General features: G+C 72.2%; 28 protein-coding genes. 16 read left to right on the top strand and 12 right to left on the bottom strand.

Going from position 1 to position 21,073, the window contains the following annotated elements; translation table 11 throughout:
• Nucleotides 1-74 precede the first annotated feature (74 nt).
• Nucleotides 75-662: a biotin transporter BioY gene (locus tag ACZ7PG_RS24650; protein WP_470241438.1), complete on the bottom strand. Its 588-nt coding sequence runs from the start codon at nt 660-662 to the stop codon at nt 75-77.
• Between the two features lie 207 nt (nt 663-869).
• On the opposite strand from ACZ7PG_RS24650, the gene ACZ7PG_RS24645 reads away from it, so the two are divergent.
• Nucleotides 870-1,487 carry a choice-of-anchor P family protein gene (locus ACZ7PG_RS24645; RefSeq protein ID WP_470242400.1) on the top strand — a complete coding sequence of 206 codons (618 nt, stop codon included), beginning with the start codon at nt 870-872 and terminating at the stop codon, nt 1,485-1,487.
• Here ACZ7PG_RS24645 and ACZ7PG_RS24640 read toward each other — a convergent pair.
• The 3 genes from ACZ7PG_RS24640 to ACZ7PG_RS24630 are packed head-to-tail and all read right to left on the bottom strand — an operon-like array spanning nt 1,474 to nt 4,015.
• Entirely contained in the window at nt 1,474-2,121 is a 648-nt protein-coding gene (locus tag ACZ7PG_RS24640) for a bifunctional 4-hydroxy-2-oxoglutarate aldolase/2-dehydro-3-deoxy-phosphogluconate aldolase (RefSeq protein ID WP_470241437.1), read from the bottom strand. The genes ACZ7PG_RS24645 and ACZ7PG_RS24640 overlap by 14 nt on opposite strands.
• Entirely contained in the window at nt 2,118-2,696 is a 579-nt protein-coding gene (locus ACZ7PG_RS24635; protein WP_470241436.1) for an isochorismatase family protein, read from the bottom strand. Before ACZ7PG_RS24635 ends, ACZ7PG_RS24640 begins: the two co-directional genes overlap by 4 nt.
• 14 nt (nt 2,697-2,710) lie before the next feature.
• Complete coding sequence (locus ACZ7PG_RS24630) at nt 2,711-4,015, bottom strand: nicotinate phosphoribosyltransferase (protein ID WP_470241435.1); 1,305 nt, start codon at nt 4,013-4,015, stop codon at nt 2,711-2,713.
• A gap of 74 nt (nt 4,016-4,089) precedes the next feature.
• Here ACZ7PG_RS24630 and clpS point away from each other — a divergent pair, with 74 nt between their 5' ends.
• Genes clpS through ACZ7PG_RS24615 form a run of 3 tightly spaced genes read left to right on the top strand, consistent with a single transcriptional unit; the run spans nt 4,090 to nt 5,920 of the window.
• Nucleotides 4,090-4,389: an ATP-dependent Clp protease adapter ClpS gene (gene clpS, locus ACZ7PG_RS24625; protein WP_470241434.1), complete on the top strand. Its 300-nt coding sequence runs from the start codon at nt 4,090-4,092 to the stop codon at nt 4,387-4,389.
• The gene (locus ACZ7PG_RS24620) at nt 4,386-4,943 is read left to right on the top strand and encodes a DUF2017 domain-containing protein (RefSeq protein WP_155541329.1); all 558 of its coding nucleotides are present in this window, start codon (nt 4,386-4,388) and stop codon (nt 4,941-4,943) included. Before clpS ends, ACZ7PG_RS24620 begins: the two co-directional genes overlap by 4 nt.
• On the top strand, nt 4,940-5,920 hold the full coding sequence (locus tag ACZ7PG_RS24615) for a P1 family peptidase (RefSeq protein ID WP_470241433.1): 981 nt from the start codon (nt 4,940-4,942) through the stop codon (nt 5,918-5,920). Before ACZ7PG_RS24620 ends, ACZ7PG_RS24615 begins: the two co-directional genes overlap by 4 nt.
• Nucleotide 5,921: 1 nt before the next feature.
• Here ACZ7PG_RS24615 and ACZ7PG_RS24610 read toward each other — a convergent pair whose 3' ends face one another.
• Nucleotides 5,922-6,299, bottom strand: coding sequence for a hypothetical protein (locus ACZ7PG_RS24610; RefSeq protein ID WP_470241432.1), 378 nt, complete (start codon nt 6,297-6,299; stop codon nt 5,922-5,924).
• Between the two features lie 71 nt (nt 6,300-6,370).
• On the opposite strand from ACZ7PG_RS24610, the gene ACZ7PG_RS24605 reads away from it, so the two are divergent.
• The 3 genes from ACZ7PG_RS24605 (at nt 6,371) to ACZ7PG_RS24595 (ending at nt 8,072) form a co-directional block, all read left to right on the top strand.
• Entirely contained in the window at nt 6,371-6,778 is a 408-nt protein-coding gene (locus ACZ7PG_RS24605) for a M67 family metallopeptidase (RefSeq protein WP_284749739.1), read from the top strand.
• Between the two features lie 67 nt (nt 6,779-6,845).
• Nucleotides 6,846-7,118: a MoaD/ThiS family protein gene (locus ACZ7PG_RS24600; RefSeq protein ID WP_086679767.1), complete on the top strand. Its 273-nt coding sequence runs from the start codon at nt 6,846-6,848 to the stop codon at nt 7,116-7,118.
• Between the two features lie 3 nt (nt 7,119-7,121).
• On the top strand, nt 7,122-8,072 hold the full coding sequence (locus ACZ7PG_RS24595) for a PLP-dependent cysteine synthase family protein (RefSeq protein WP_155541332.1): 951 nt from the start codon (nt 7,122-7,124) through the stop codon (nt 8,070-8,072).
• Nucleotide 8,073: 1 nt separating this feature from the next.
• On the opposite strand, the gene ACZ7PG_RS24590 is transcribed toward ACZ7PG_RS24595, so the two are convergent.
• Nucleotides 8,074-8,901, bottom strand: coding sequence for an MBL fold metallo-hydrolase (locus tag ACZ7PG_RS24590; protein ID WP_470241431.1), 828 nt, complete (start codon nt 8,899-8,901; stop codon nt 8,074-8,076).
• 10 nt (nt 8,902-8,911) lie between these two features.
• Between ACZ7PG_RS24590 and ACZ7PG_RS24585 the strand changes: the two genes are divergently transcribed.
• Nucleotides 8,912-9,634 carry an aspartate/glutamate racemase family protein gene (locus ACZ7PG_RS24585; protein ID WP_470242399.1) on the top strand — a complete coding sequence of 241 codons (723 nt, stop codon included), beginning with the start codon at nt 8,912-8,914 and terminating at the stop codon, nt 9,632-9,634.
• Here ACZ7PG_RS24585 and ACZ7PG_RS24580 read toward each other — a convergent pair.
• The gene (locus ACZ7PG_RS24580) at nt 9,624-10,472 is read right to left on the bottom strand and encodes an arylamine N-acetyltransferase family protein (protein ID WP_470241430.1); all 849 of its coding nucleotides are present in this window, start codon (nt 10,470-10,472) and stop codon (nt 9,624-9,626) included. The two genes, ACZ7PG_RS24585 and ACZ7PG_RS24580, sit on opposite strands and share 11 nt — an antisense overlap.
• Nucleotides 10,473-10,564: 92 nt before the next feature.
• On the opposite strand from ACZ7PG_RS24580, the gene ACZ7PG_RS24575 reads away from it, so the two are divergent.
• The 5 genes from ACZ7PG_RS24575 to rdgB are packed head-to-tail and all read left to right on the top strand — an operon-like array spanning nt 10,565 to nt 14,215.
• A complete protein-coding gene (locus tag ACZ7PG_RS24575; protein ID WP_470241429.1) occupies nt 10,565-11,209 on the top strand; it encodes a rhomboid family intramembrane serine protease in 645 nt (214 codons plus the stop codon).
• Entirely contained in the window at nt 11,206-12,012 is an 807-nt protein-coding gene (gene murI / locus ACZ7PG_RS24570) for a glutamate racemase (RefSeq protein WP_470241428.1), read from the top strand. Before ACZ7PG_RS24575 ends, murI begins: the two co-directional genes overlap by 4 nt.
• Before the next feature lie 29 nt (nt 12,013-12,041).
• A complete protein-coding gene (locus ACZ7PG_RS24565) occupies nt 12,042-12,809 on the top strand; it encodes an MBL fold metallo-hydrolase (RefSeq protein ID WP_470241427.1) in 768 nt (255 codons plus the stop codon).
• 24 nt (nt 12,810-12,833) lie between these two features.
• Nucleotides 12,834-13,610 (top strand): ribonuclease PH, encoded by a 777-nt coding sequence (rph, locus tag ACZ7PG_RS24560; RefSeq protein ID WP_155541338.1) that lies wholly within the window; start codon nt 12,834-12,836, stop codon nt 13,608-13,610.
• Nucleotides 13,607-14,215, top strand: a complete 609-nt coding sequence (gene rdgB, locus ACZ7PG_RS24555; RefSeq protein WP_470241426.1) for an RdgB/HAM1 family non-canonical purine NTP pyrophosphatase — start codon at nt 13,607-13,609, stop codon at nt 14,213-14,215. The genes rph and rdgB overlap by 4 nt, the downstream gene beginning before the upstream one ends.
• Before the next feature lie 9 nt (nt 14,216-14,224).
• Here the strand turns inward: rdgB and ACZ7PG_RS24550 are convergent, their stop codons facing one another.
• From ACZ7PG_RS24550 to ACZ7PG_RS24535, 4 genes are all read right to left on the bottom strand, one after another.
• Nucleotides 14,225-14,647: a hypothetical protein gene (locus ACZ7PG_RS24550; RefSeq protein ID WP_470241425.1), complete on the bottom strand. Its 423-nt coding sequence runs from the start codon at nt 14,645-14,647 to the stop codon at nt 14,225-14,227.
• A gap of 176 nt (nt 14,648-14,823) precedes the next feature.
• The gene (locus ACZ7PG_RS24545; RefSeq protein ID WP_470241424.1) at nt 14,824-15,987 is read right to left on the bottom strand and encodes an ABC transporter permease; all 1,164 of its coding nucleotides are present in this window, start codon (nt 15,985-15,987) and stop codon (nt 14,824-14,826) included.
• The gene (locus ACZ7PG_RS24540; protein WP_470241423.1) at nt 15,984-16,655 is read right to left on the bottom strand and encodes an ABC transporter ATP-binding protein; all 672 of its coding nucleotides are present in this window, start codon (nt 16,653-16,655) and stop codon (nt 15,984-15,986) included. The genes ACZ7PG_RS24545 and ACZ7PG_RS24540 overlap by 4 nt, the downstream gene beginning before the upstream one ends.
• Complete coding sequence (locus ACZ7PG_RS24535) at nt 16,652-17,689, bottom strand: efflux RND transporter periplasmic adaptor subunit (protein ID WP_470241422.1); 1,038 nt, start codon at nt 17,687-17,689, stop codon at nt 16,652-16,654. Before ACZ7PG_RS24535 ends, ACZ7PG_RS24540 begins: the two co-directional genes overlap by 4 nt.
• Nucleotides 17,690-17,768: 79 nt before the next feature.
• Between ACZ7PG_RS24535 and ACZ7PG_RS24530 the strand changes: the two genes are divergently transcribed.
• The 3 genes from ACZ7PG_RS24530 to ACZ7PG_RS24520 all read left to right on the top strand — a co-directional run bounded on the left by ACZ7PG_RS24530 (nt 17,769) and on the right by ACZ7PG_RS24520 (nt 20,495).
• On the top strand, nt 17,769-18,461 hold the full coding sequence (locus ACZ7PG_RS24530) for a response regulator transcription factor (RefSeq protein WP_470241421.1): 693 nt from the start codon (nt 17,769-17,771) through the stop codon (nt 18,459-18,461).
• Nucleotides 18,451-20,211 (top strand): sensor histidine kinase, encoded by a 1,761-nt coding sequence (locus ACZ7PG_RS24525; RefSeq protein ID WP_470241420.1) that lies wholly within the window; start codon nt 18,451-18,453, stop codon nt 20,209-20,211. Before ACZ7PG_RS24530 ends, ACZ7PG_RS24525 begins: the two co-directional genes overlap by 11 nt.
• Before the next feature lie 74 nt (nt 20,212-20,285).
• Nucleotides 20,286-20,495 (top strand): hypothetical protein, encoded by a 210-nt coding sequence (locus ACZ7PG_RS24520; protein WP_470241419.1) that lies wholly within the window; start codon nt 20,286-20,288, stop codon nt 20,493-20,495.
• Between the two features lie 95 nt (nt 20,496-20,590).
• On the opposite strand, the gene bcp is transcribed toward ACZ7PG_RS24520, so the two are convergent.
• On the bottom strand, nt 20,591-21,064 hold the full coding sequence (gene bcp / locus ACZ7PG_RS24515) for a thioredoxin-dependent thiol peroxidase (RefSeq protein WP_470241418.1): 474 nt from the start codon (nt 21,062-21,064) through the stop codon (nt 20,591-20,593).
• Nucleotides 21,065-21,073 lie beyond the last annotated feature (9 nt).

Genomic DNA, 21,073 nt, shown 5'->3' with positions numbered 1-21,073 from the left:
AAGAGCGGCGCTCCGTCGCGAACGGGCCACTCGCGTCGCGGGACCTCCCGTGTGGAAGGTCCCGCGGCGAGCAGTCAGTCCTGATCGCGGCCGGAGACCAGCTTCCAGGTCAGCGGCAGCAGGCCGGCGGCCACGACGATCTTGATCGCGTCCCCGACCAGGAACGGCGTCACGCCCTTGGCGAACGCCGTCGACAGGTCGAACCCGGTCGACGCCATCAGCCACGGCACGCCGAACGCGTAGATCACGACGTTGCCGAGCACCATCGTGCCCGCGGTGCGCACCGGCGTCCGGTCGCCGCCGTGGCCGGCGAGCGCGCCGACCAGCGCGCCGGCGAAGACGAACCCGACGATGTAGCCGGCGCTCGCGCCGGACAGGCCCGCGGTGCCGTGCTGGAACCACGGCACGCCCACGGCGCCGACCAGCAGGTACACCAGCATCGACGCGGCACCGCGCGACATGCCGAGCGAGGCGCCGACGAGCAGCGCGGCGAACGTCTGGCCGGTCATCGGCACCGGGCTGCCCGGCACCGGGATGGTCAGCTGCGCGGCGGCGCCGGTGAGCACCGCACCGCCGGCGACCAGCGCGATGTCCCGGACGAGGGAACCGGGCACGAGGTCGGCCAGCACGGGCCGCTTGCCGGCTAAGGACAGCGAAGACACAGAACCTCCCTGGGTGAGCGGACGACCGAGGTTAACGCTCGTTACCCCGGGAAAAGACCTGGAAGTTGCGTTCCTCACCGGCCACCCGTCCGGGTGGACCCGATCAGGGAAGGCACCGGGCCTGCCGATGACGAAAGGGGTGACTACGAACTGTCACGGAACCGAGGAGGCCGGTAGATGCGAAACGCCAGGAAGAGGACATTCCGGTTGCTGGCGGTGACGACGCTGGCCACCCCGTTCCTGGTCGCCGCCGCGCCGGTCACGTCCACCGGATGGGCGTCTTCCGGCTCGGTCGACGTGACCGTCGACAACGAGCACGTCGTCACCGGTGAGCTGGCGAAATGCACCGTCGACGGCCCCTACAGCGCCCGGACGCAGGGGGGCGAGACCGGCGACGTCGCGGTGTTCGGCGTCGGCGAGACCGGCTGCGGGCGCTCGGGGGCGGTGTCGATCGCGCAGGCGTCCGGGCACCGGTTCGAGACCGCCGTGCTGAAGCGCTACGGCGGCCCGGCGCTCTCCGTGCGCACCTTCACGGCGAAGTGCGCGACGACGGAGACCGGCAGCCAGGGCGAGGTCTCGATCGGCACGGTCACCGGGATCACCGTGCCCGCGGAGATCCCGCCGAACGACCGGATCGTCATCCCCGGCGGGCCGGCCGGCACCGCGCTGGCGACGGTGATCCTCAACGAGACCGTGACGCCGCAGCCGCCGGACGGCAGCCTGGTGACGCACGCGGTGCACATCAAGCTGTTCCCGCAGGGCGGCCCGGCGAGCGGGGACATCTACCTGGGCACGGCCGCCTGCGACCCGTTCAGCGAGAAGTAGCGAAGCGGCCTGCCGCCGCGACGAACTCGCCGGCCCGCGTAGCCAGGTCCGGGAGGCTCCCGGACGGCGAGAGCGCGTCGCCCAGCAGCGGGGTCGCCGCCGCGATCGCGATCGCGCCCGCGCGCAGGTAGCCCTCGACGTCGGCCAGGTGGACGCCGCCGGTCGGGACCAGCGGGACGTCCGGCAGCGGGGCGCGGATCGCGCGCAGGTAGGCGACCCCGCCGACGGCCGCGACCGGGAAGACCTTCACCGCGGCCGCGCCGAGGCGCCAGGCCTGGTCGATCTCCGTCGGCGTCAGCGCGCCGCAGACCACCGGGGTGTCCAGCTCGGCCGCGCGTTCCAGGACCGCCGGGTTCACCGTCGGCGTGATCAGGTACGCCGCGCCCGCGTCGACCGCGATGTCCACATCGGACGGTTCGCGGACGCTGCCCGCGCCGATCAGCGCGTCGTCGCCGAGCGCCAGGCGCAACGCGGTGATGGCCGCCGGTGCGCCGGGTGTCGTCAGCGTCGCTTCGAGCAGGCGGATGCCCGCCGCGTGCAGCACCATCGCCGCGTCGGCGAAGCGTGACGCGTCGGCCGCGCGCAGGATCGCGACCAGCCGGTGCTCGGCCAGGAGAGCTTGCAGGTCCTTCACTCGGCCGACCCGACGAACGCCGTGCCGGTGTGGGCGACCCCCGCCTTGGCGAAGTCCTCGATCGTCGCGTCGACCGTCGGCTGCGAGCCGCCGACGGTGAGGTCCAGCAGCACCCGTACGCCGAAGCCCGCCTTCGCCGCGTCGAGCGCCGTCGCGCGGACGCAGAAGTCGGTCGCGATGCCGACGACGTCGACATCGGTGACGTCGTGCTCGCGCAGCCACGTCTCCAGGGACTTCCCGTCGCGGGCCGCGCCTTCGAAGCCGGAGTAGGCGGCGCTGTACTCGCCCTTGGAGAACACCTCGCCGATCGGGACGACGTCGAGCGCGGGGTGGAACGACGCGCCCGGCGTGCCGGCGACGCAGTGCACCGGCCAGCTGTCCTTGAAGTCCGGGGTGTCGCTGAAGTGCGCGCCCGGGTCGATGTGGTTGTCCCGGGTGGCCACGACGTGGCTGTAGCCACCTTCGGCGGCCTGCTTCGAGATGGCGGCGGCCGCGGCGGCCCCGCCCGGCAGGCCGAGCGAACCCCCTTCGCAGAAGTCGTTCTGCACGTCCACCACGATCAGCGCGGTTCCCATGGCCGGTCTCCGTTTCAGAGGAAGAGGGTGGGGATGGCGGGCTCGCCGTGCGAGAGCTTGAGGCCCTCCCACGGCAGGCTGACCAGGCCGCGGCGCAGCCGCTGCCTCGCGTCGTCGAGCGTAGGCAGGTCCGCCTCCGCGCGGCCACCGCGGATCAGCGGGATCTGCAGCGGGCGGTCGTCGGCACCCAGCTCGGGCGCGGTGCCCGGGCTCGCGGTCCAGACGACCTCCTCGACCGCCGTGCCGGTGCCGCGGTAGCGCCGCAGCGCGGACTTGCGCCCGCCGCGGGACTCCTTGTGCGCACTGCGCTTGGCGACCGGCTTGCCGTCCACCTCGACCAGCTTGTAGACCATCCCGGCGGTCGGCGCGCCGGACCCGGTGACCACCGAGGTGCCGACGCCGTACGCGTCCACGGGCTCCGCGCGCAGCGCCGCGATGGCGTGCTCGTCGAGGTCGCCGGAGACGACGATCCGGGTGTCCTTCGCCCCGAGGGAGTCCAGCTGCTCGCGGGCGCGGCGGGCGAGCGGGCCGACGTCGCCCGAGTCGATCCGGATCGCGCCCAGCTCCGGCCCGGCGACGCGGACCGCGGTCTCGATGCCGGCGGTGATGTCGTAGGTGTCGACGAGCAGCGTCGTGTCCGCACCCATCTTGTCGACCTGTGAGCGGAACGCCTCTTCCTCGCTGTCGTGCAGCAGCGTGAAGGCGTGCGCGACGGTGCCGCGGGTCGGGATTCCGTAGCGGCGCCCGGCTTCGAGGTTGGACGTCGTCGCGAAGCCGGCCAGGTAGGCGGCCCGCGCGGCCGCGACCGCGGCGTACTCGTGCGTGCGGCGCCCGCCCATCTCGATGATCGGGCGGCCGTGCGCGGCCCCGGACATCCGGGCCGCCGCGGAGGCGATCGCGCTGTCGTGGTTGAGGATCGACAGCACCAGCGTCTCGAGCAGCACGCACTCGGCGAACGAGCCGGAGACGGTGAGCAACGGCGAGCCCGGGAAGTACAGCTCGCCCTCGGGGTAGCCGTCGACGTCACCCGAGAACTCGTAGTCCGCGAGCCAGGCCAGCGTCGCGTCGTCGACGACCGCGGTGGCCTCCAGCTGCGCCAGTTCGGCGTCGGTGAAGCGGAAGTCCGCGATCGCGTCGAGGACGCGGGCGGTGCCGGCGACGACGCCGTAGCGGCGCCCGTCCGCGAGTCTCCTGGCGAACACCTCGAAGACGCAGGGCCGCGCGTGCGTCCCGTCGGCGAGCGCGCTGCCCAGCATGGTCAGCTCGTAGTGGTCGGTGAGCAGCGCCGTGCTGGCCGTCGGCGACTCCGGTGAACCCATGGGGTCAGCCTATTCACCCACATGGCCGGACCTGGCGCGGCGTACCCCGTCGCCCCCGTGACACCATGGGGTGCATGTCCATGCCTGTCGCAGCCGAGCAGACGCAGGTCGAGCCGGCCGGTGCCGAGGTGACCGAGTCGGACACACCCTGGCGGACCGTGGTGTGGAACGACCCGGTCAACCTGATGTCGTACGTCACGTACGTCTTCCAGAAGCTCTTCGGGTACGGGCGCGACCACGCCACCAAGCTCATGCTGGACGTGCACCACAAGGGCAAGGCGATCGTCTCGTCCGGCACCAAGGAGAAGGTGGAGACCGACGTGGCGAAGCTCCACGCGGCCGGCCTGTGGGCCACGATGGAGCAGACCTCGTGAACGGTTGGCGGCGCAAGGGCGCGGTGATCCACGCCGGCTTCGAGCAGCAGGAAGCCGCGGTGCTGCGCGGGCTGGTCAGCCAGCTCGAGGACATGCTCACCGCGCGCGCCGAGGAGGCGCCGCAGGACGAGCTCGCCGAGCTGACCGGCATCCGGATCGGGCCGACCGAGTCTCCGGACGACCCGGTGCTTTCGCGGCTGCTCCCGGACTTCCACAAGCTCGACCCGGACAACCCGACCCGCGAGGACCTCGACTCCGCCGCGGCGATGCGGTCACTGCACGAGCCGGAGCTGCTCGACATGAAGGTCGGCGTGGCCAAGATCGTGCTCGACACACTGCCCCGCGACGGCGGCCACGTCCGGCTGACCGAAGAGCAGGCAGACGCCTGGCTGGGCGCGCTCAACGACGTCCGGCTGGCGCTCGGCACCGCGCTCGACGTCACCGACGACATGCCCGACGAGCTGCCCGAGGACGACCCGCGGGCGCCGCACCTGGGCGTCTACCACTGGCTGACCTGGGTGCAGGAGACGCTGATCCAGGCGCTGACCGGATGATCACCGACGTGCCGGGTGTCCTGGTCGGGCACCACGAGCGGGTCGGCGACGGCTGGGCGACCGGCACGACGGTGGTCCTGGTGCCCGACGGCGCGGTCGGCGCGGTCGACCAGCGCGGCGGCGCACCCGGCACGCGGGAGACGAACCTGCTGGAGCCGGAGAACCTGGTGCAGCGGGTCAATGCGGTCTGCCTCTCGGGCGGGTCGGCGTACGGGCTGGCCGCGGCCGACGGCGTCATGCGGTGGCTCGCCGAGCGGAACCTGGGGTTCCCGGTGGGCGCCCAGCCGTACGAGGTCGTGCCGATCGTGCCCGCCGCGGTGCTGTTCGACCTGCCGCGCAGCGAGTGGGGCAACCGGCCTGACGCATCTTTCGGCTACGCGGCCTGCGAAGCAGCTTCGGACTCCTTCGCGCAGGGAACGGTCGGCGCCGGTGCGGGGGCGGCCGTGGGGTCGTTGAAGGGCGGGATCGGGTCCGCGAGCGAGGTCGTCGGCGAGTTCACGGTCGGCGCGGTCGCGGCGGTCAACGCGGCGGGCGAGGCCGTGGACCTCTCGACGGGCCGGGCGTACGCGGCCGACCACGGCGACTTCGGCGTGACGTGGCCTTCGCGTCCCGCGGATCTGCCGTCGCGGCGGACCGACCTGAACACGACGATCGGCGTGGTCGCGGTGGACGCGGCGCTGTCGAAGGCCGAGGCACGGCGGATCGCCGTCGCGGCCCAGGACGGCCTGGCGCGCGCGGTGCGTCCCGCGCACACGATGTTCGACGGCGACACGGTGTTCGCGCTGGCCACGGGCGCGCGTGAGCTGCCGGACGCGAGCGGCCCGTTCGGCGCGGCGGCGCGCACGGTGGCGTTGGACGCGCTCTGCTCGGCGGCGGCGCGGGTGTTCGCGCGGGCGATGGTGCACGGCCTGCTGGCGGCGACGACGGCCGGCGGGGTGCCGGCTTACCGGGACGTGTGGCCGGAAGCGTTCGCCTGAGTCAGAGGTCCGGGAGCGGGTCCGGCGGCAGGTCGTGGGCGCCTTCGAGGTTGGCCGCGCGGACCGCGCTCACGTACTCCTCGTCGATCTCCAGGTGCAGCCGGGCGAAGGACAGCACCGGACCGAGCGACGGGTGGACCTCGACCGGGCCGATCTCGGTGCGCCGCGACACCCGGTCGTAGACGGCTTTCGGCGTGTAGCGGCGGAAGCGACCGCCGTAGAGCACCGTGATGGCGCGGTCGGTGACCACGATGAAGAACGCCGCCCGCGTGCGGACGCCGTCGACGTAGAGCGAGACGCCGGGGATGAGGTACTGGATCACCTCGCCGTCTTCGAGGAACTCGCGGCAGCGTTCACGGGCGTTCGCGGGCATCGGCATGCCTCGATTGTCCTGGTGAGCGCAATATCTCATCATCTGGACAGCTTGTGTCCACCACCTAAGATGTGGATGTGCTCCGGATCCGCCGTGAACTCGTCGACGAGATCGTCGCCCATGCCCGCCGTGACCACCCCGACGAGGCCTGCGGCGTCATCGCCGGGCCCGAAGGGTCCGACTCGGCCGAGCGCTTCATCCCCATGCTGAACGCCGCGCGCTCGCCGACGTTCTACGAGTTCGACTCCGGTGACCTGCTGAAGCTCTACCGGGAGATGGCCGCCAACGACGAGGTGCCCGTGGTGATCTACCACTCGCACACCGCGACCGAGGCCTACCCGTCGCGGACCGACGCGAACATCGCGGCCGAGCCGGACGCGCACTACGTGCTCGTCTCCACCCGCGACCCCGAAGTGCACGAGTTCCGGTCGTACCGGATCGTGGACGCCGAGATCACCGAGGAGCCGGTCGAGATCGTCGACTGAGCCCCGTCGGAATAAACCGCCGCGCCACCGGCGTCTGCGTGTAAGAACCCACCGGAGGTAAGAACCCATGGCCGTGACCGTCTCCATCCCGACGATCCTGCGCACCCACACCGGCGGCGAGAAGTCCGTCGAGGCGAAGGGCGCGACCGTCCTCGAGGTCATCGACGACGTCGAGTCCCGCCACGCGGGCATCAAGGGCCGCCTGGTGAAGGAGGAGAAGCTGCACCGCTTCATCAACGTCTACGTCAACGACGAGGACGTGCGCTTCGCCGGCGGGCTCGAGGCCGAGGTCAAGGACGGCGACACCCTGACCATCCTCCCCGCCGTGGCCGGTGGCTGATCGATGGCTCGCTTCGAGTCCCTGCTCGACGCGCTCGGCGGCACCCCGCTGGTCGGGCTGCCCCGGCTCTCGCCGACGCACGACGTGCGCCTGTGGGCGAAGCTGGAGGACCGCAACCCGACCGGCTCGATCAAGGACCGCCCCGCGCTGGCCATGATCGAAGCCGCCGAGCGTGAAGGCAAGCTGCGGCGCGGCTCCACGATCCTGGAGCCGACGTCGGGCAACACCGGCATCTCGCTGGCCATGGCCGCCAAGCTCAAGGGCTACGGGCTGGTCTGCGTCATGCCGGAGAACACCTCGACCGAGCGCAAGCAGCTGCTTCAGGCCTACGGTGCGCGGATCGTGTTCTCGCCGGCCGCGGGCGGCTCGAACGAGGCCGTCCGGCGGGCGAAGGAGCTGGCGGAGGCGAACCCCGAGTGGGTGATGCTCTACCAGTACGGCAACCCGGCCAACGCCGACGCGCACTACCGCGGCACCGGTCCGGAGCTGCTGAAGGACCTGCCGACGCTGACGCACTTCGTCGGCGGCCTCGGCACGACCGGGACCCTGGTCGGCGTCGGCCGCTACCTGCACGAGGCGAAGCCGGACGTCCAGGTCATCGCGGCCGAGCCGCGCTACGGCGAGCTGGTGTACGGCCTGCGCAACCTCGACGAGGGGTTCGTCCCGGAGCTGTACGACGCTTCGGTGCTCAACGGCCGGTACTCCGTGGGCGCGTACGACGCGCTGCGCCGCACGCGTGAGCTGCTCGAGAACGAAGGCATCTTCGCGGGCATCTCGACGGGCGCGGTGCTGCACGCGGCGCTGGCGGTGGCCGAGAAGGCCGCGGCCCGGGGCGAGCAGGCGGACGTCGCTTTCGTCGTCGCCGACGCCGGGTGGAAGTACCTGTCGACGGGTGCCTACGCGGGGTCGCTCGACGAGGCCGCCGCGCGGCTCGACGGGCAGCTCTGGGCCTGAGTCACTCGGCCTTCCACAGTTCGGGCAGAGCCAGGTCGACGCCGTCGGCCTCGGCCAGCCGCCCGAAGGTGGCCATGGTCGTCTCCAGGTCGTCGAACACCTTCGGCAGCAGCTTGAGCGGCTTGGACAGCGGTCGCCAGAAGGCGTCCCAGTGGATCGGCCGGACTTTGCGCGGTCCGAGCGCGCCGACGGTCTCGCGCCAGTACTCCTCCCGCCATTCCTCCGTCTGCTTCCCGGCCGCTCCGGCACCGAGGTAGACGACGTCCGCGGAGTAGCCGGCCAGTGCGCCGGGCACGAAGTTCGCCGACGCGTGGACCTGGACGCTGCCCGCCGCGTGCGCGATGTGGAACGAGTAGCACCGGCCGGTCTTGAAGGCCTTCGCCTTGGCCGGCAGCCGGACCGGCTCGGTGATCTCGCCCGGCACCCGGTCGCCGTCGCTGTGCTTGGTGTCGACCGGGGTCACGGTGAACGCGCCGAACTCCACGGGCTTGCCCGGGACGAGCTCTTCGAACGGCTCGGCGGCCAGGCCGTAGCCCTCCTGGACCTTCCGGGTCGACGGCGAGCCGGCCAGCGTGGCGCCGGTCAGCTCGGCGACGACCGGCGCGTCGAGGACGTGGTCGACGTGCGAGTGCGCCACCAGGACGGCGTCGAGCTTCGTGACGCCGAGGCGGCGCAGGGCGTCGTCGATCCGGCCGCGGTCCGGCGCCACGCGCGTCGCCATCTTCAGCAGGGACGGTCGCGAGAAGAAGCCGTCGACCAGGACGGCCGAGGTGCCGTCGGTGACCAGGACGTTCGACACCCCGGCGAAAGCCGTGCGCAGTTCGGGCATGCTGAACAGCATGAAGGTCATCGGGTTGCTCGGCGGGATGAGCTGGGAATCTTCCGCCCAGTACTACGGGCTCGTGAACGAACGGGTGAAAGACGCTCTCGGCGGCTTCCACTCCGCGCACACCGTGCTCTACTCCGTCGACTTCGCCGCGATCGAAGCCATGCAGGCCGAAGACCGCTGGGACGACGCCGGCGCCGAGCTGAACCGGGCGGCCCGTGCGCTCGAGGCCGCCGGTGCCGACTTCGTCGTGCTGTGCACCAACACCATGCACAAGGTCGCCGACCGGCTCACCGACGGCCTCGGCATCCCGCTCCTGCACCTTGGCGACGCCACCGCCGCGGCCGTCGAGGCCGCCGGGATCCGCCGGGTCGGGCTGCTCGGCACCGGCTTCACCATGGGGCAGCCGTTCTACCGCGACCGGCTCGCCGCGCACGGCCTCGACGTGCTCGTGCCGGGCGCCGAAGACCGCGACCTCGTCCACCGCGTCATCTACGACGAGCTGGTGCTCGGGGTCGTCGAGGACACCTCGCGGCAGGCCTACCGCGAGGTGATCGCCCGGCTGGTCGACGCGGGAGCCGAGGGCGTGATCTACGGGTGCACGGAGATCGAGCTGCTGGTCGGCCCGGAGGACTCGCCCGTGCCGACCTTCCCCACGACGCGGCTGCACGCCGATGCCGCCGTCGACTTCGCGCTCGGCAAGGCCCCGCTGCCGCCTGCTCCGGTCACACGCTGACCACCGGTCCTCCCGTGTGGGCTTCGTGCTGCGCCACGACCTGCCGCCACAGCCGCTCGCGCTCCTCGGCCGTGAACAGGTCCGGCGTGATGCCGAAGACGTCCGCCGCGGCCGTCCACCAGTCCGCCGGGGACTCGACGAACTCCTTGGTGCCGTGGCGGTTCAGGGTCCGCGCCCGCAGGGTGTCGACGCCCGTCGCGTCGCGGCGTTGCAGCACGCAGACCCGGACGAACCCGGACTCAGGCGCCGTCGACAGCCACGCGTGCTTCTCGGCGAAGTCGGCCATCTCGGCCGGGCCCGGCGCGAAGTCGAAGCCCGCGAAGCTGCCCGACGGGTCGTGGTCGAACCGCCAGCCGCCCGGCGCCACTTCCGACGGCCGCAGCCGGTAGGTGTGCGGACCCTGCGAGTAGGTGCCTTCCCGTAGGGGGAGCGGCTCGTGGATGCCGTCACCCAGGCCCGCGTCGACCAGCCACGTCGTCTCCGGTTCGTCCGGCACGCCGGTGACGGTGAGCGCCAGGTGGTTGCGGTCGACGTTCGGCGCGTCGCCCGCACCGCCCTGCACCCCGCCGAGGTGGCGCGTGACCTGGTAACCGAGCTCGGCCAGCAGCTCGGAGAAGGCGCCGTTCAGGTGGTAGCAGTACCCGCCGCGGCCCCGCAGGATCCGCGCGAGCGACGCCGACGGCTCCAGCGGCGTCGGCCGCCCGAGCTGGACCTCCAGCGCCTCGTACGGCACGCGCTCGACCTGCGCCGCGTGCAGGCGCCGCAAGGCCGCGACACTCGGCGGCTCGGCGTCGAGGCCGAGCCGCTTCAGGTATCCGTGGACGTCGAAGTTCCCCATGCCCGAGACGCTAGCGGTGGGTACCGACAAAAAGCCGGGATCAGGGATTTCACCCGAGGTGGACCCGCTCGGATCGACGTAGCGTCGAATACGTGAGCACTTTGAACCCCGCCCCGGAAACCGACGCCGCCAAGCGCGTGCTGCCGCCGAAACCGAAGGCGGCCGCGCTCGTCGCGCTCTCGTTCACCCTGCTGCTCTACCTGGTCGAGCTGGTGGACGTGATCCTGCCCGGCGACCTGGACCAGGGCGGCATCCACTCGCGGATGCTGTCCGGCCTCGACGGCGTGCTGTTCGCGCCGCTGCTGCACGCCGGCTGGTCGCACCTGTTCGCCAACACCGTGCCGGTGCTGCTGTTCTCCTTCCTCGCGATGGCCGCCGGGATCGGCCGGTTCGCCCTGGTCACGGCCATCATCTGGGTGGTGTCCGGGCTCGGGGTGTGGCTGATCGGGCCGGCCAACACGGTCACCGTCGGCGCGTCCGGGCTGGCCTTCGGCTGGCTCGCCTACCTGCTGGTGCGCGGCATCTTCAACCGCGCGGCCGGGCAGATCCTGGTCGCCGTCGTCCTGCTCGGCGTGTGGAGCGGCATGCTCGCCGGCCTGCTGCCCGGGAACCCCGGTGTCTCCTGGCAGGGACACGTCTTCGGCGCGCTGGCCGGCGTCCTCGCGGCGTGGCTGACCGGCCGCACGGGCAAGTCGCGCAAAGCCGAGCCCGCGGCCCCGGGTAACCTCGAAGGGTGACGTCCTCGCCCGCTGATGCCCCGATCGGCGTGTTCGATTCCGGCGTCGGCGGGCTGACCGTCGCGAGGGCGCTGCTCGAGCAGCTGCCCGCCGAGCAGCTCCGCTACGTCGGCGACACGGCGCGAAACCCGTACGGCCCGCTCCCGATCGCCACCGCCCGCAGCTACGCGCTCGAGGCCCTCGACGAGATCGTCGAGAGCGGCGTGAAGGCCCTGGTCATCGCGTGCAACACGGCGTCCGCGGCCTGCCTGCGCGACGCCCGCGAGCGCTACGACGTGCCGGTCATCGAGGTCGTCCTGCCCGCCGCGCGCCGCGCCGTCGTGGCCACGCACACCGGCCGGGTCGGCGTGATCGGCACCGAGGGCACCGTGCGGTCGCGCGCCTACGAGGACGCGTTCGCCGCCGCACCCGGCATCACACTCACCAGCGTCGCCTGCCCGCGGTTCGTCGACTTCGTCGAGCGCGGCATCACCTCCGGGCGCCAGGTCCTCGGGCTCGCGCAGGGCTACCTCCAGCCGCTGCTCGACGCCGAGGTCGACACGCTCGTGCTCGGCTGCACGCACTACCCGCTCCTGCAGGGCGTGCTGCAGATCGTGATGGGCCAGGAGGTCACCCTGGTGTCGAGCGCGGAGGAGACGGCCAAGGACGTCGTCCGCGTCCTCACCGAACGGGACCTGCTGACGACTCGGGAGACGCCGCCGCGGCACGAGTTCCTGGCCACCGGCTCGGCCGAGCCGTTCACGCGGCTCGCGGCGCGGTTCATGGGGTTCGCCCCGGGTGTCCTGGCTCCCACCACCGCGTGATCAGACGTCCGGACGCTTAGGGTGGCGAAGTGCGACTGACCATCCTCGGGTGCTCCGGCAGCATCCCCGGGCCGAACACCGCCGCGTCCGGTTACCTGGTCGAGGCGGAGGGCTTCCTGCTCGGCCTCGAACTCGGCAACGGCACGCTGGCGCAGCTGCAGGCCGTGGCCGACCCGTTCGACCTGGACGCGTTGGTGCTCACGCACCTGCATCCCGACCACTGCGCCGACGTCAGCGCGCTCACCGTCCTGCGGCGCTACCACCCGGCGCCGCCGTACCCCGCCCGCCCGCGCCTGCTGCCGCTCTACGCGCCGCACGACGCGCCGCTGCGGCTCGCGAACGCGTACGCGCCCAACGAGACCGAGCGGGCCACCACCGACCTCACCGACGTCTACGCCTTCCACCCGCTGCGGGCCGAGCCGTTCCGGATCGGCCCGTTCGAGGTCGTCGCGGTCGCGGTCGACCACCCGACCCCGGCGTACGGCCTGCGCATCTCCTACGGCGGCCGGATCCTCGCGTTCACCGGCGACACCGGGCCGTGCGCGGCGCTGAACGAGCTCGCCGACGGCGTCGACCTGCTGCTCGCGGAGGCGTCGTGGACGGATTCGGCCGAACGGCCGGCCGGGGTGCACCTGTCGGGGAAGCAGGCGGGCGAACTGGCGCGCGACGCCGCGGTCGGGCGGCTGCTGCTGACCCACATCGCGCCGTGGACGGACGCGGGCGCGGTTCTGGCCGAGGCGTCGGCGGAGTTCCCCGGGGCCGAGGTCGTCAAGCAGGGTGCCGTCTACGACGTCTGAGCCGCCGGTCCTAGAGTGCTCTCCGTGGCTCGAAAAGATGGCAGGAACGACGACCAGCTCCGTGACATCAAGATCACCCGGGGATTCCAGCAGTGGCCGGCGGGGTCGGTGCTGATCGAATTCGGCAACACGCGGGTGTTGTGCGCCGCGAGCGTCACCGAAGGCGTGCCGCGCTGGCGGGCCGGGTCCGGGCTCGGCTGGGTGACGGCCGAGTACGCGATGCTGCCGTCCGCGACCAACACGCGCGGTGACCGCGAGTCGGTCAAGGGCCGCATCGGCGGGCGCACGCACGAGATCTCGCGGCTGATCGGCCGTTCGCTGCGTGCCTGCATCGACCTGGCGGCGCTGGGCGAGAACACGATCGTCATCGACTGCGACGTCATCCAGGCCGACGGCGGCACCCGCACGGCCGCGGTGACCGGCGGGTACGTCGCGCTGGCGGACGCGATCACGTGGCTGGGCGCGGCGAACCGGCTCAACGACCCGCAGCCGCTGTCGTCGTCGGTGGCGGCGGTGAGCGTCGGCGTGGTCGACGGCCGGGTCCGCCTCGACCTGCCGTACGAGGAGGACTCGCGCGCGGAGGTCGACATGAACGTGGTGGCGACGGACGCGGGCACGCTGATCGAGGTCCAGGGCACCGGCGAGGGCGCGACCTTCGCGCGGTCCACTTTGGACAAGATGCTCGACCTGGCCCAGGCCGGCTGCGAAGAGCTGACCCGCCTGCAGAACGAGGCGCTGGCGCTGCCGTACCCGGGCGAGTTGCCGGAGCCGCGTCCGGACAAGAAGAAGGGCTCGAAGTGACGAAGCTGCTTCTGGCCACGCGCAACGAGAAGAAGCTTGGCGAGCTGCGGCGGATCCTGGTCGCGGAAGGCATCTCCGGCCTGGAGGTCATCGGGCTCGCGGACGTGCCTCCGTTCCCGGAGGCACCGGAGACCGCGCCGGACTTCGAGGGCAACGCGGTGGCGAAGGCCCGCGACGCGGTGGCGGCTTGTGGGCTGCCCGCGATCGCGGACGACTCGGGCATCGCGATCGACGCGTTGAACGGGATGCCGGGGGTGTTGTCGGCTCGGTGGGCTGGTGGTCACGGCGACGATGCCGCGAACCTCGAGTTGGTGCTGGCCCAGCTCGGGGATGTGCCGGACGAGCGCCGCGGGGCGCAGTTCGTCTGCGCGGCGGCTTTGGTGCTGCTGTCGGGCGAGGAGACCGTCGTGCGTGGCGAGTGGCGCGGGACGATGGTCCGTTCGCGGCGGGGGGCGAATGGGTTCGGGTATGACCCGATCTTCCAGCCTGATGGGGAGTCGCGGACGTCGGCGGAGATGGAGCCGGCGGAGAAGGACGCGGTTTCGCATCGGGGGCGTGCCTTGCGGGCGCTGGTGCCTGCGTTGCGGGAGCTGGCGGAGGGCTAGTCGCTCGAGTCACTTGTCACTCGGGCCGAGGATCGCGACCTCGCAGTCGTGCTCGATCTTGTCCGCGTTCGGGGGCTGGGAATCGCTCGAGTACGTCCAGGGTGACTCGTCGTTGTCCGGGGTCTCCGCCACGTGCATGCCCTTGTCGTTCATGCACTGGACCCACCTGTGCATGTTGTCCTGGTACGCCGGGTTCTCGCGGTCCATTCCCCACGGCAGCAGTGGCAACTTCGACCGGCACGCGTCGCCCGCGTCCTTGTGGTCCGTGCTCCACTTCTTTGCTCCCTCGATGGTGTTCGGTTGCGTGTCGACGTCCGCGTTGTGGTCCTTCATGCACGTGCGCCACGGCTCGATCAGGCGGTTGGACTCCTCCGCCGTCTCGTCGACGCGGTGACGCGGGCGGCCGCCGTCCGCATCTGTCGAGGGAGCCACAGAAGCCGAAGAAGACGACGCCGGCGTCGACAGTGAAGCCACCTGCGGGGGCGCTGCGGGCGGAGACGAACACGCGGCCAAGCCGAGCAATAACACCGAACCAGCCAGAAGACGAAGAGCCATACCGGAAGCATGACCGGCGCTTTTCAGGAACTCGTCAGCACGCCGTGAGCGACTCATGCCAGCGCCTGCGTCGGCGGCATCCGCGCCGCCCGCAGCGACGGGTGCAGTCCCGCCAGGACCCCCACCACCAGCGCCCCGACGACCCCGCCCGCCACCGAAGCGACCGGAATCACCGGTGGCCAGCCTTGGTAAGTCGTGTAGCCCAAGGTCACGAGCACGCCCAGCGCCGTCCCCGCACAGCCGCCGAGACCCGAAAGTGCCACGGCTTCGGTGAGGAACTGGTCGCGGATGTTTCCCCGCGTCGCACCCAGTGCACGCCTCAAGCCGATCTCGCGACGGCGTTCCAGCACCGAGACGAACATCGTGTTGGCGACGCCGACCCCGCCGACCAGCAGCGCCACCCCCGCCAGCCCCAGGAACAGCGCGGAGAACGCCGTCTGCGTCGCCTGCTTCGCCGCCAGCGCGTCCGACGGCCGGGACACCTGGACCAAGCCCGGCAACGCGGGGTTCAGCGTCGCCGGCAGCACCGCGCGGACGTCGGCGATCGCGTCCTCGCGCGCCTTCACGTACACCACCGTCGGGTGCCCGTCGAAGCCCAGGAACCGTTTCGCGGACTCCCATCCGACGAGCACCGCGCGTTCGACGTCCGGCGCCAGCGGCATCGGCGCGAGCACCCCGGTGACCGTGTACCACGTCGTCCCGATCAGGACGACCGGCGGCGGCTGCCCCGGCACCACGCGCGGGATGCCGAGCCGGGACGCAGCGACGTAGCCCAGCGCCACCACCGGCAGGTCCGACGCGTCAAACCGTCCTGATTGGACAGTCCCGTTCAACGCCGGCAGCAGGTCGGGCGACGCGGCCAGCACCGCGAGTCCCGAGCCGTCCTGCGGGTCGATCCGGTCGGACCGCCGGACGACGGCGTGCGTGTTGGCCACGGCCGCCGCCGTGGTCACCGGCCCGATCCGCCGCACGCTCCCCACCGCCGACTCCGGCAGTACCACCGGCGGCGTCTGGTTCGGCTGCGGCTCGGCGCGCAGCATGTTCGTGCCCAGCGCGGTCAGCCGGTCGAGCAGCGCCGCCTGGCTCGACGCGGGGATGCCGGTGACCAGGATCAGCGTCGCGATGCCGAGCGAGATCCCCAGCGCCGACAGCACCGCCCGCAGCGGTCGCGTCCTGATGCCCAGCAGGCCCACGCCGAGCACGTCGGCGGGCGTCACGCCGAGTCCCCGACGATCCGGCCGTCGCGGAACTCGACGCGCCGGGGCAGCCCGGCCGCGATGTCCCGGTCGTGCGTGATGACGGCGATCGTCGTGCCCTCGGCGTGCAGCCCGGTCAGCAGGTCCAGCACGGCCCGGCCGTTCGCGGTGTCCAGCGCCCCGGTCGGCTCGTCGGCCAGCACCAGCGCCGGGTCGTTGACGACAGCACGCGCGATCGCGACGCGCTGGCGTTCGCCGCCGGAGAGCTCGTGCGGCCGGTGGGCGACGCGGTGCGCGAGCCCGACCCGGCCCAGCGCCTCCAGCGCGAGCGGACGGCGACGGCGGCGCGGCACCCCGGCGTACAGCAGGCCGGTGGCCACGTTGTCCACAGCGGACAGCCCGTCGGTGAGGTGGAACTGCTGGAACACGAACCCCAGCCGGCGCCCGCGCAGCGCGGACAGCTGCCGGTCGGACAACGTCGTGACGTCGTCGCCGCCGACCTCCACCGTGCCGGCCGTCGCGCGGTCGAGCGTCCCGGCGATGTGCAGCAACGTCGACTTCCCCGAGCCCGACGGCCCGACGATCGCCAGCAGCTCGCCGTCGGACACGGTCAGCGTGACGTCGTCGAGCGCGACGACGTCGCCGGGATAGCGCTTGCTCACCCCGCGCAGGGCCAGCACCGGCGTCACGACGTCGTCACCACCTTCAGGCCTTCGGTGACCCCGTCGCCGCTGATCTCGACGAGGTCGCGCGCGAACATCCCGGTCTTGACCGCGCGAAGCGTCCCGTCCGGCAGCTGCACGGCGTACCCGCCTTCGCGCAGCGCCAGCAGCGCGCCGACGGGCACCGCGAGCACCCCGGCGTGCGTTTCGGTGGCGATCCGCACCTCGACCGCCGCCGAATCGAGGTCGGCGACGGACTTCGGGTCGTCGGGGGTGACCGTGACGTTCACCTTGGCCGGCCCCTGCGGCCCGCCTTCCGGCGTTCCCGTGACGTCCGTGCTCACCGACGTCACCTTGGCCGGGACCGTCGTCCCGTCCGGCCGGGCCACGGTCACCGGCGCGCCGGTCTTGATCGCCGCGACGTCCGAAGCGGACACCGGCGCGACCACCACCTTCGTCGTCGCGCTGACGGTGAGCAGCGGCCCCGCGACCGGGTCGCCGGGCTGCGCGGTCACCGAGTTGACCCGCACCGGGCCGGGCAGCACGAGGACCTGGCCGACGTCGAGGACTCCCGTTTCCTCGAGGCCGGCCTTCTTCTGCCACTTCTTCAGGGCGTCGGCGAACGTGAATGCCTTGGGGTGACCCACTTTGTAGCCGAGCGCGGCCAGGTTCGCGGCGACGACGGCGACGTCCGGGCCGGTGAGGTCCGGGTTGTCGAGCTTGCGGAACAGCGGGGTGTCGCCGAAGAACACCGGGACCCCGCGGCCGTCCACTGAGTACAGTGCCTTGCCGCGCTGGGCGACGTTGCCGACGGCGGGCAGCTTCGTGACGGTGCCGGAACCTGTGCCCTTCACCGGCACCGGCGTCCCGAAGCCCAGGGTGCCGGTGAACGACTGCGTGTTCGCCAGGTCGGTCTTCCGGACGGCGACGGTGGTCACGGCGGGCGGCGGCGCGGCCGGGGCGGCGGTCCCACGGCCGTGGTCCACGACGAAGTACGTCGTGGCGCCCAGCACGGCGACCACGGCGACGGCCGCCCACAAGCCACCCGATCGGGTTTTCATGGGCGTCACGCTCGCAGCGGAATGTCAGGGACCGGTCAGGAAAGCGTGGTCTTCCGGTAGCCGCGCTTATGCTCGGATCATGTGCGCCCACATCGTGCTGGCCGAGGACGACGCCAAGCAGGCGGAGCTCGTCCGGCGCTACCTCGAGCGGGAGCGCCACACCGTGGTCGTCGTCGGCGACGGCGCCGTCGCGCTGGACCTCGTCCGCCGGCACCCGCCCGACCTGCTGGTGCTCGACGTCATGCTGCCCGGGGTGGACGGGCTGGAGATCTGCCGGACGCTGCGCGCGGAGTCCGACCTGCCGGTGCTCATGCTCACCGCACGGTCCACAGAGGACGATCTGCTCGCCGGGCTCGACCTCGGCGCCGACGACTACGTCACCAAGCCGTTCAGCCCGCGCGAGCTGATGGCCCGGATCCGGACGCTGCTGCGGCGGGCCGCCCCCGCGCGTCCCGGCGGTACGGCGCGGGTGGGTGGCCTGACCGTCGACCCGCTGCGCCACGAGGTGACCGTCGAGGGCCGGCCGATCGACTGCACGCCGGGCGAGTTCGGGCTCTTGGAACTGATGGCGACGCAGCCCGACCGCGTCTTCACGCGTGGCCAGCTGCTGGAACACCTGCACGGCTTCGACCGGTTCATCACGCAGCGCGCGATCGACGTGCACGTGATGAACCTGCGCAAGAAGATCGAGGCCGACCCGCGGCGCCCGGCGCGGCTGCTGACCGTCTACGGAGTCGGCTACAAGCTGACCGCGGGCGCCGATGCGCCGTAGCCTCCTCCTGCGGTTGTTCGTGCTGTCGGCGCTGGTCGCGGTGGCCTCGATCGCCGCGACGGCGTGGCTCGCCGCGCGCACGACGTCCGGCGCGATCCAGCAGGAGCAGGGCCAGGCCCTGGCCGACGACGGGAACATCTACCGGGGGCTGCTGAAGTACGCCGCGACCCATCCGGACTGGCACGACGTCGGTGACCAGCTGCGCGGCACCGCGGCGATCTCCGGCCGCCGCATCGCGCTGACGCTGACCGACGGCACTCCGGTCGCCGATTCGGCCACCGACGGCCGGCCGCTGCCGCTGCGGCCCTCGATCGTCGTCGACCCGCTGTCGGTCGACTCCGGGCTCGGCCAGGACACCACCGCGGACCGGATCGACCCGGACGCGGTCGGCCCGTACGCGCTGGCCGAGGCCGACCGCGCGAACCTCGCCGCCGTCGCCCAGCGGGTGCTGCGGTGCGTGCAGGGCCGCTCGGGCGCCGGCACGATCGAGACGTCGCCGGGCGGGCACCCGCGGATCGAGGGCGCCGACCCGTTCGTGCTGTCCGCGTGCAGGGGCTCCGCGCTCAGCCTGCCGACGAAGACCGAACAGGCCGCGCTGGACCAGCTGTCCACGCTGGTCAACGCCTGCCTGAACCGCGGGCCGGAGTCGAAGCCGCTGGCTCAGGTGCAGGTGCTGCTCGACTTCACCTGGGTGCACAAGGGCGTCTCGGCCGAGGAGACCGAGCAGGCCGTGCGGTCGTGCCTGAACGCGGCCCGACGGGAGCAGCTGACGCCGTACGTCGCGCCCGCCGCGTCGCTCTACCTCACGGCGTCGTCGGGTGAACCGCCCGCGGGGTTCACGCTCTCGCCGGAGAACCAGGTCCGGCTCTTCCAGGTCGCCGGCGGGATCCTGCTGCTGACGCTGCTGGTCACGGCGTTCGCCGGGCTCCGGCTGATCCGGCCGCTGCGCGCGCTCACCGGCGCGGCGCGGCGGATGGAAGGCGGCGAGACCGGCGCGCAGGTCAAGGTGCGCGGCCGCGACGAGATCGCCCGGCTCGGGACCGCGTTCAACGCCATGTCGGCGAACCGGGAACGCCTGGAGGAGACCCGCAAGGCGATGGTCAGCGACATCGCGCACGAGCTGCGCACACCGCTGAGCAACATCCGCGGCTGGCTGGAAGCGACCCAGGACGGCATCAGCCGGCTCGACGACGAGCTGGTCGACTCGCTGCTCGAAGAGGCCGTCCACCTGCAGCACATCGTCGACGACCTGCAGGACCTCGCGCTCGCCGACGCCGGCGCGCTGCGGCTGCACCCGGAGCCCGTCGACGCGGCGGCGCTCCTGACCCAGGTTCTCGCGGCTTTCCGGCCGGCCGACGTCGCGCTCACGGCGTCGGCTTCTTCGCTGGAGATGACCGCCGATCCGGTGCGGCTGCGGCAGGCGGTCGGGAACCTGGTGTCCAACGCCGTCCGCCACACCCCGGCCGGCGGGTCGGTGGAGGTCCGCGGACGCCGGGACGGCGACGACGTCGTGATCGAAGTCGCCGACACCGGCGCCGGGATCGCTGCCGAGGACCTGCCGCACGTGTTCGACCGGTTCTGGCGGGCCGACAAGGCCCGGACGCGGGGGACGGGCGGCAGCGGCCTCGGGCTGGCGATCGTCCGCAAGCTCGCGGAGGCCCACGGCGGGACGGTGACCGCGGCCTCCGTGCCCGGTCAGGGCTCGACGTTCACGCTGCGGCTGCCCGCCGGTGCCAGTGGTCGTGAGTGAGAAACAGGGTTAGAACACTGTTTCTCACTCACGACCGGCCCGCACGACGTCAGCCGCGGGCCGCCGCTGGCGCCGTGGCCGGGCTGTTTCGCGGGCCGGTTCCCCGGCAGGTCAAGGCCGAGCGGCTGGGCGGCTTTCGTGACGTCGGCGGCGTGACGGCCGCGGGCGTCCGGGTTGAGCACGAGGAACGCCTGGTCGTGGCCGCTCTGCTGGTCGTCGCGACCCACGTCGCGTCGGCGAACGCGCTCCGCGCGACGAACGAGCCGAAGGGGCGAGCGCGGTGACTTTCCTTGCCTGGGCCACGAGAACCTCCCTTTCGTGGCCCAGGCAGCGTCGCGAAAGGGTGTGGGGAACCGGTGAGCGAGCGGTCAGCGGGTGATCAGGAAGCCAGACCCAGGTCGCGGATCAGCTTCGCCACGTGACCGGTCGCGCGGACGTTGTAGAAGGCGTGGGCGATCTTGCCGTCGGCGTCGACGACGAACGTCGAGCGGATGACGCCCAGGTACGTCTTGCCGTAGTTCTTCTTCTCGCCGTACGCGCCCCACGCCTCGATGACGCCCTTGTCGGGGTCGCCCAGCATCGGGAACGTCAGCTTCTCGGTCTCGACGAACTTCGCGAGCTTCGCCTGCTTGTCCGGCGAAATGCCGATCACCTGGTAGCCGGCGTCGTTCAGCTCGGCGAGGTTGTCGCGGAAGTCGCAGGCCTGCTTGGTGCAGCCCGGAGTGCTCGCCGCCGGGTAGAAGTACACGACGACGGACTTGCCGCGGAAGTCGCGCAGCGAGACGTCCTTGCCCTCGCTGTCGGGCAGGGTGAAGTCCGGGGCTTCGTCGCCGGGGGAAAGTCGCTCGGTCATATGCCGAGC

The organism is Amycolatopsis sp. NPDC114504, assembly GCF_055633595.1.
This window is presented reverse-complemented; position numbering and strand designations above follow the sequence as displayed.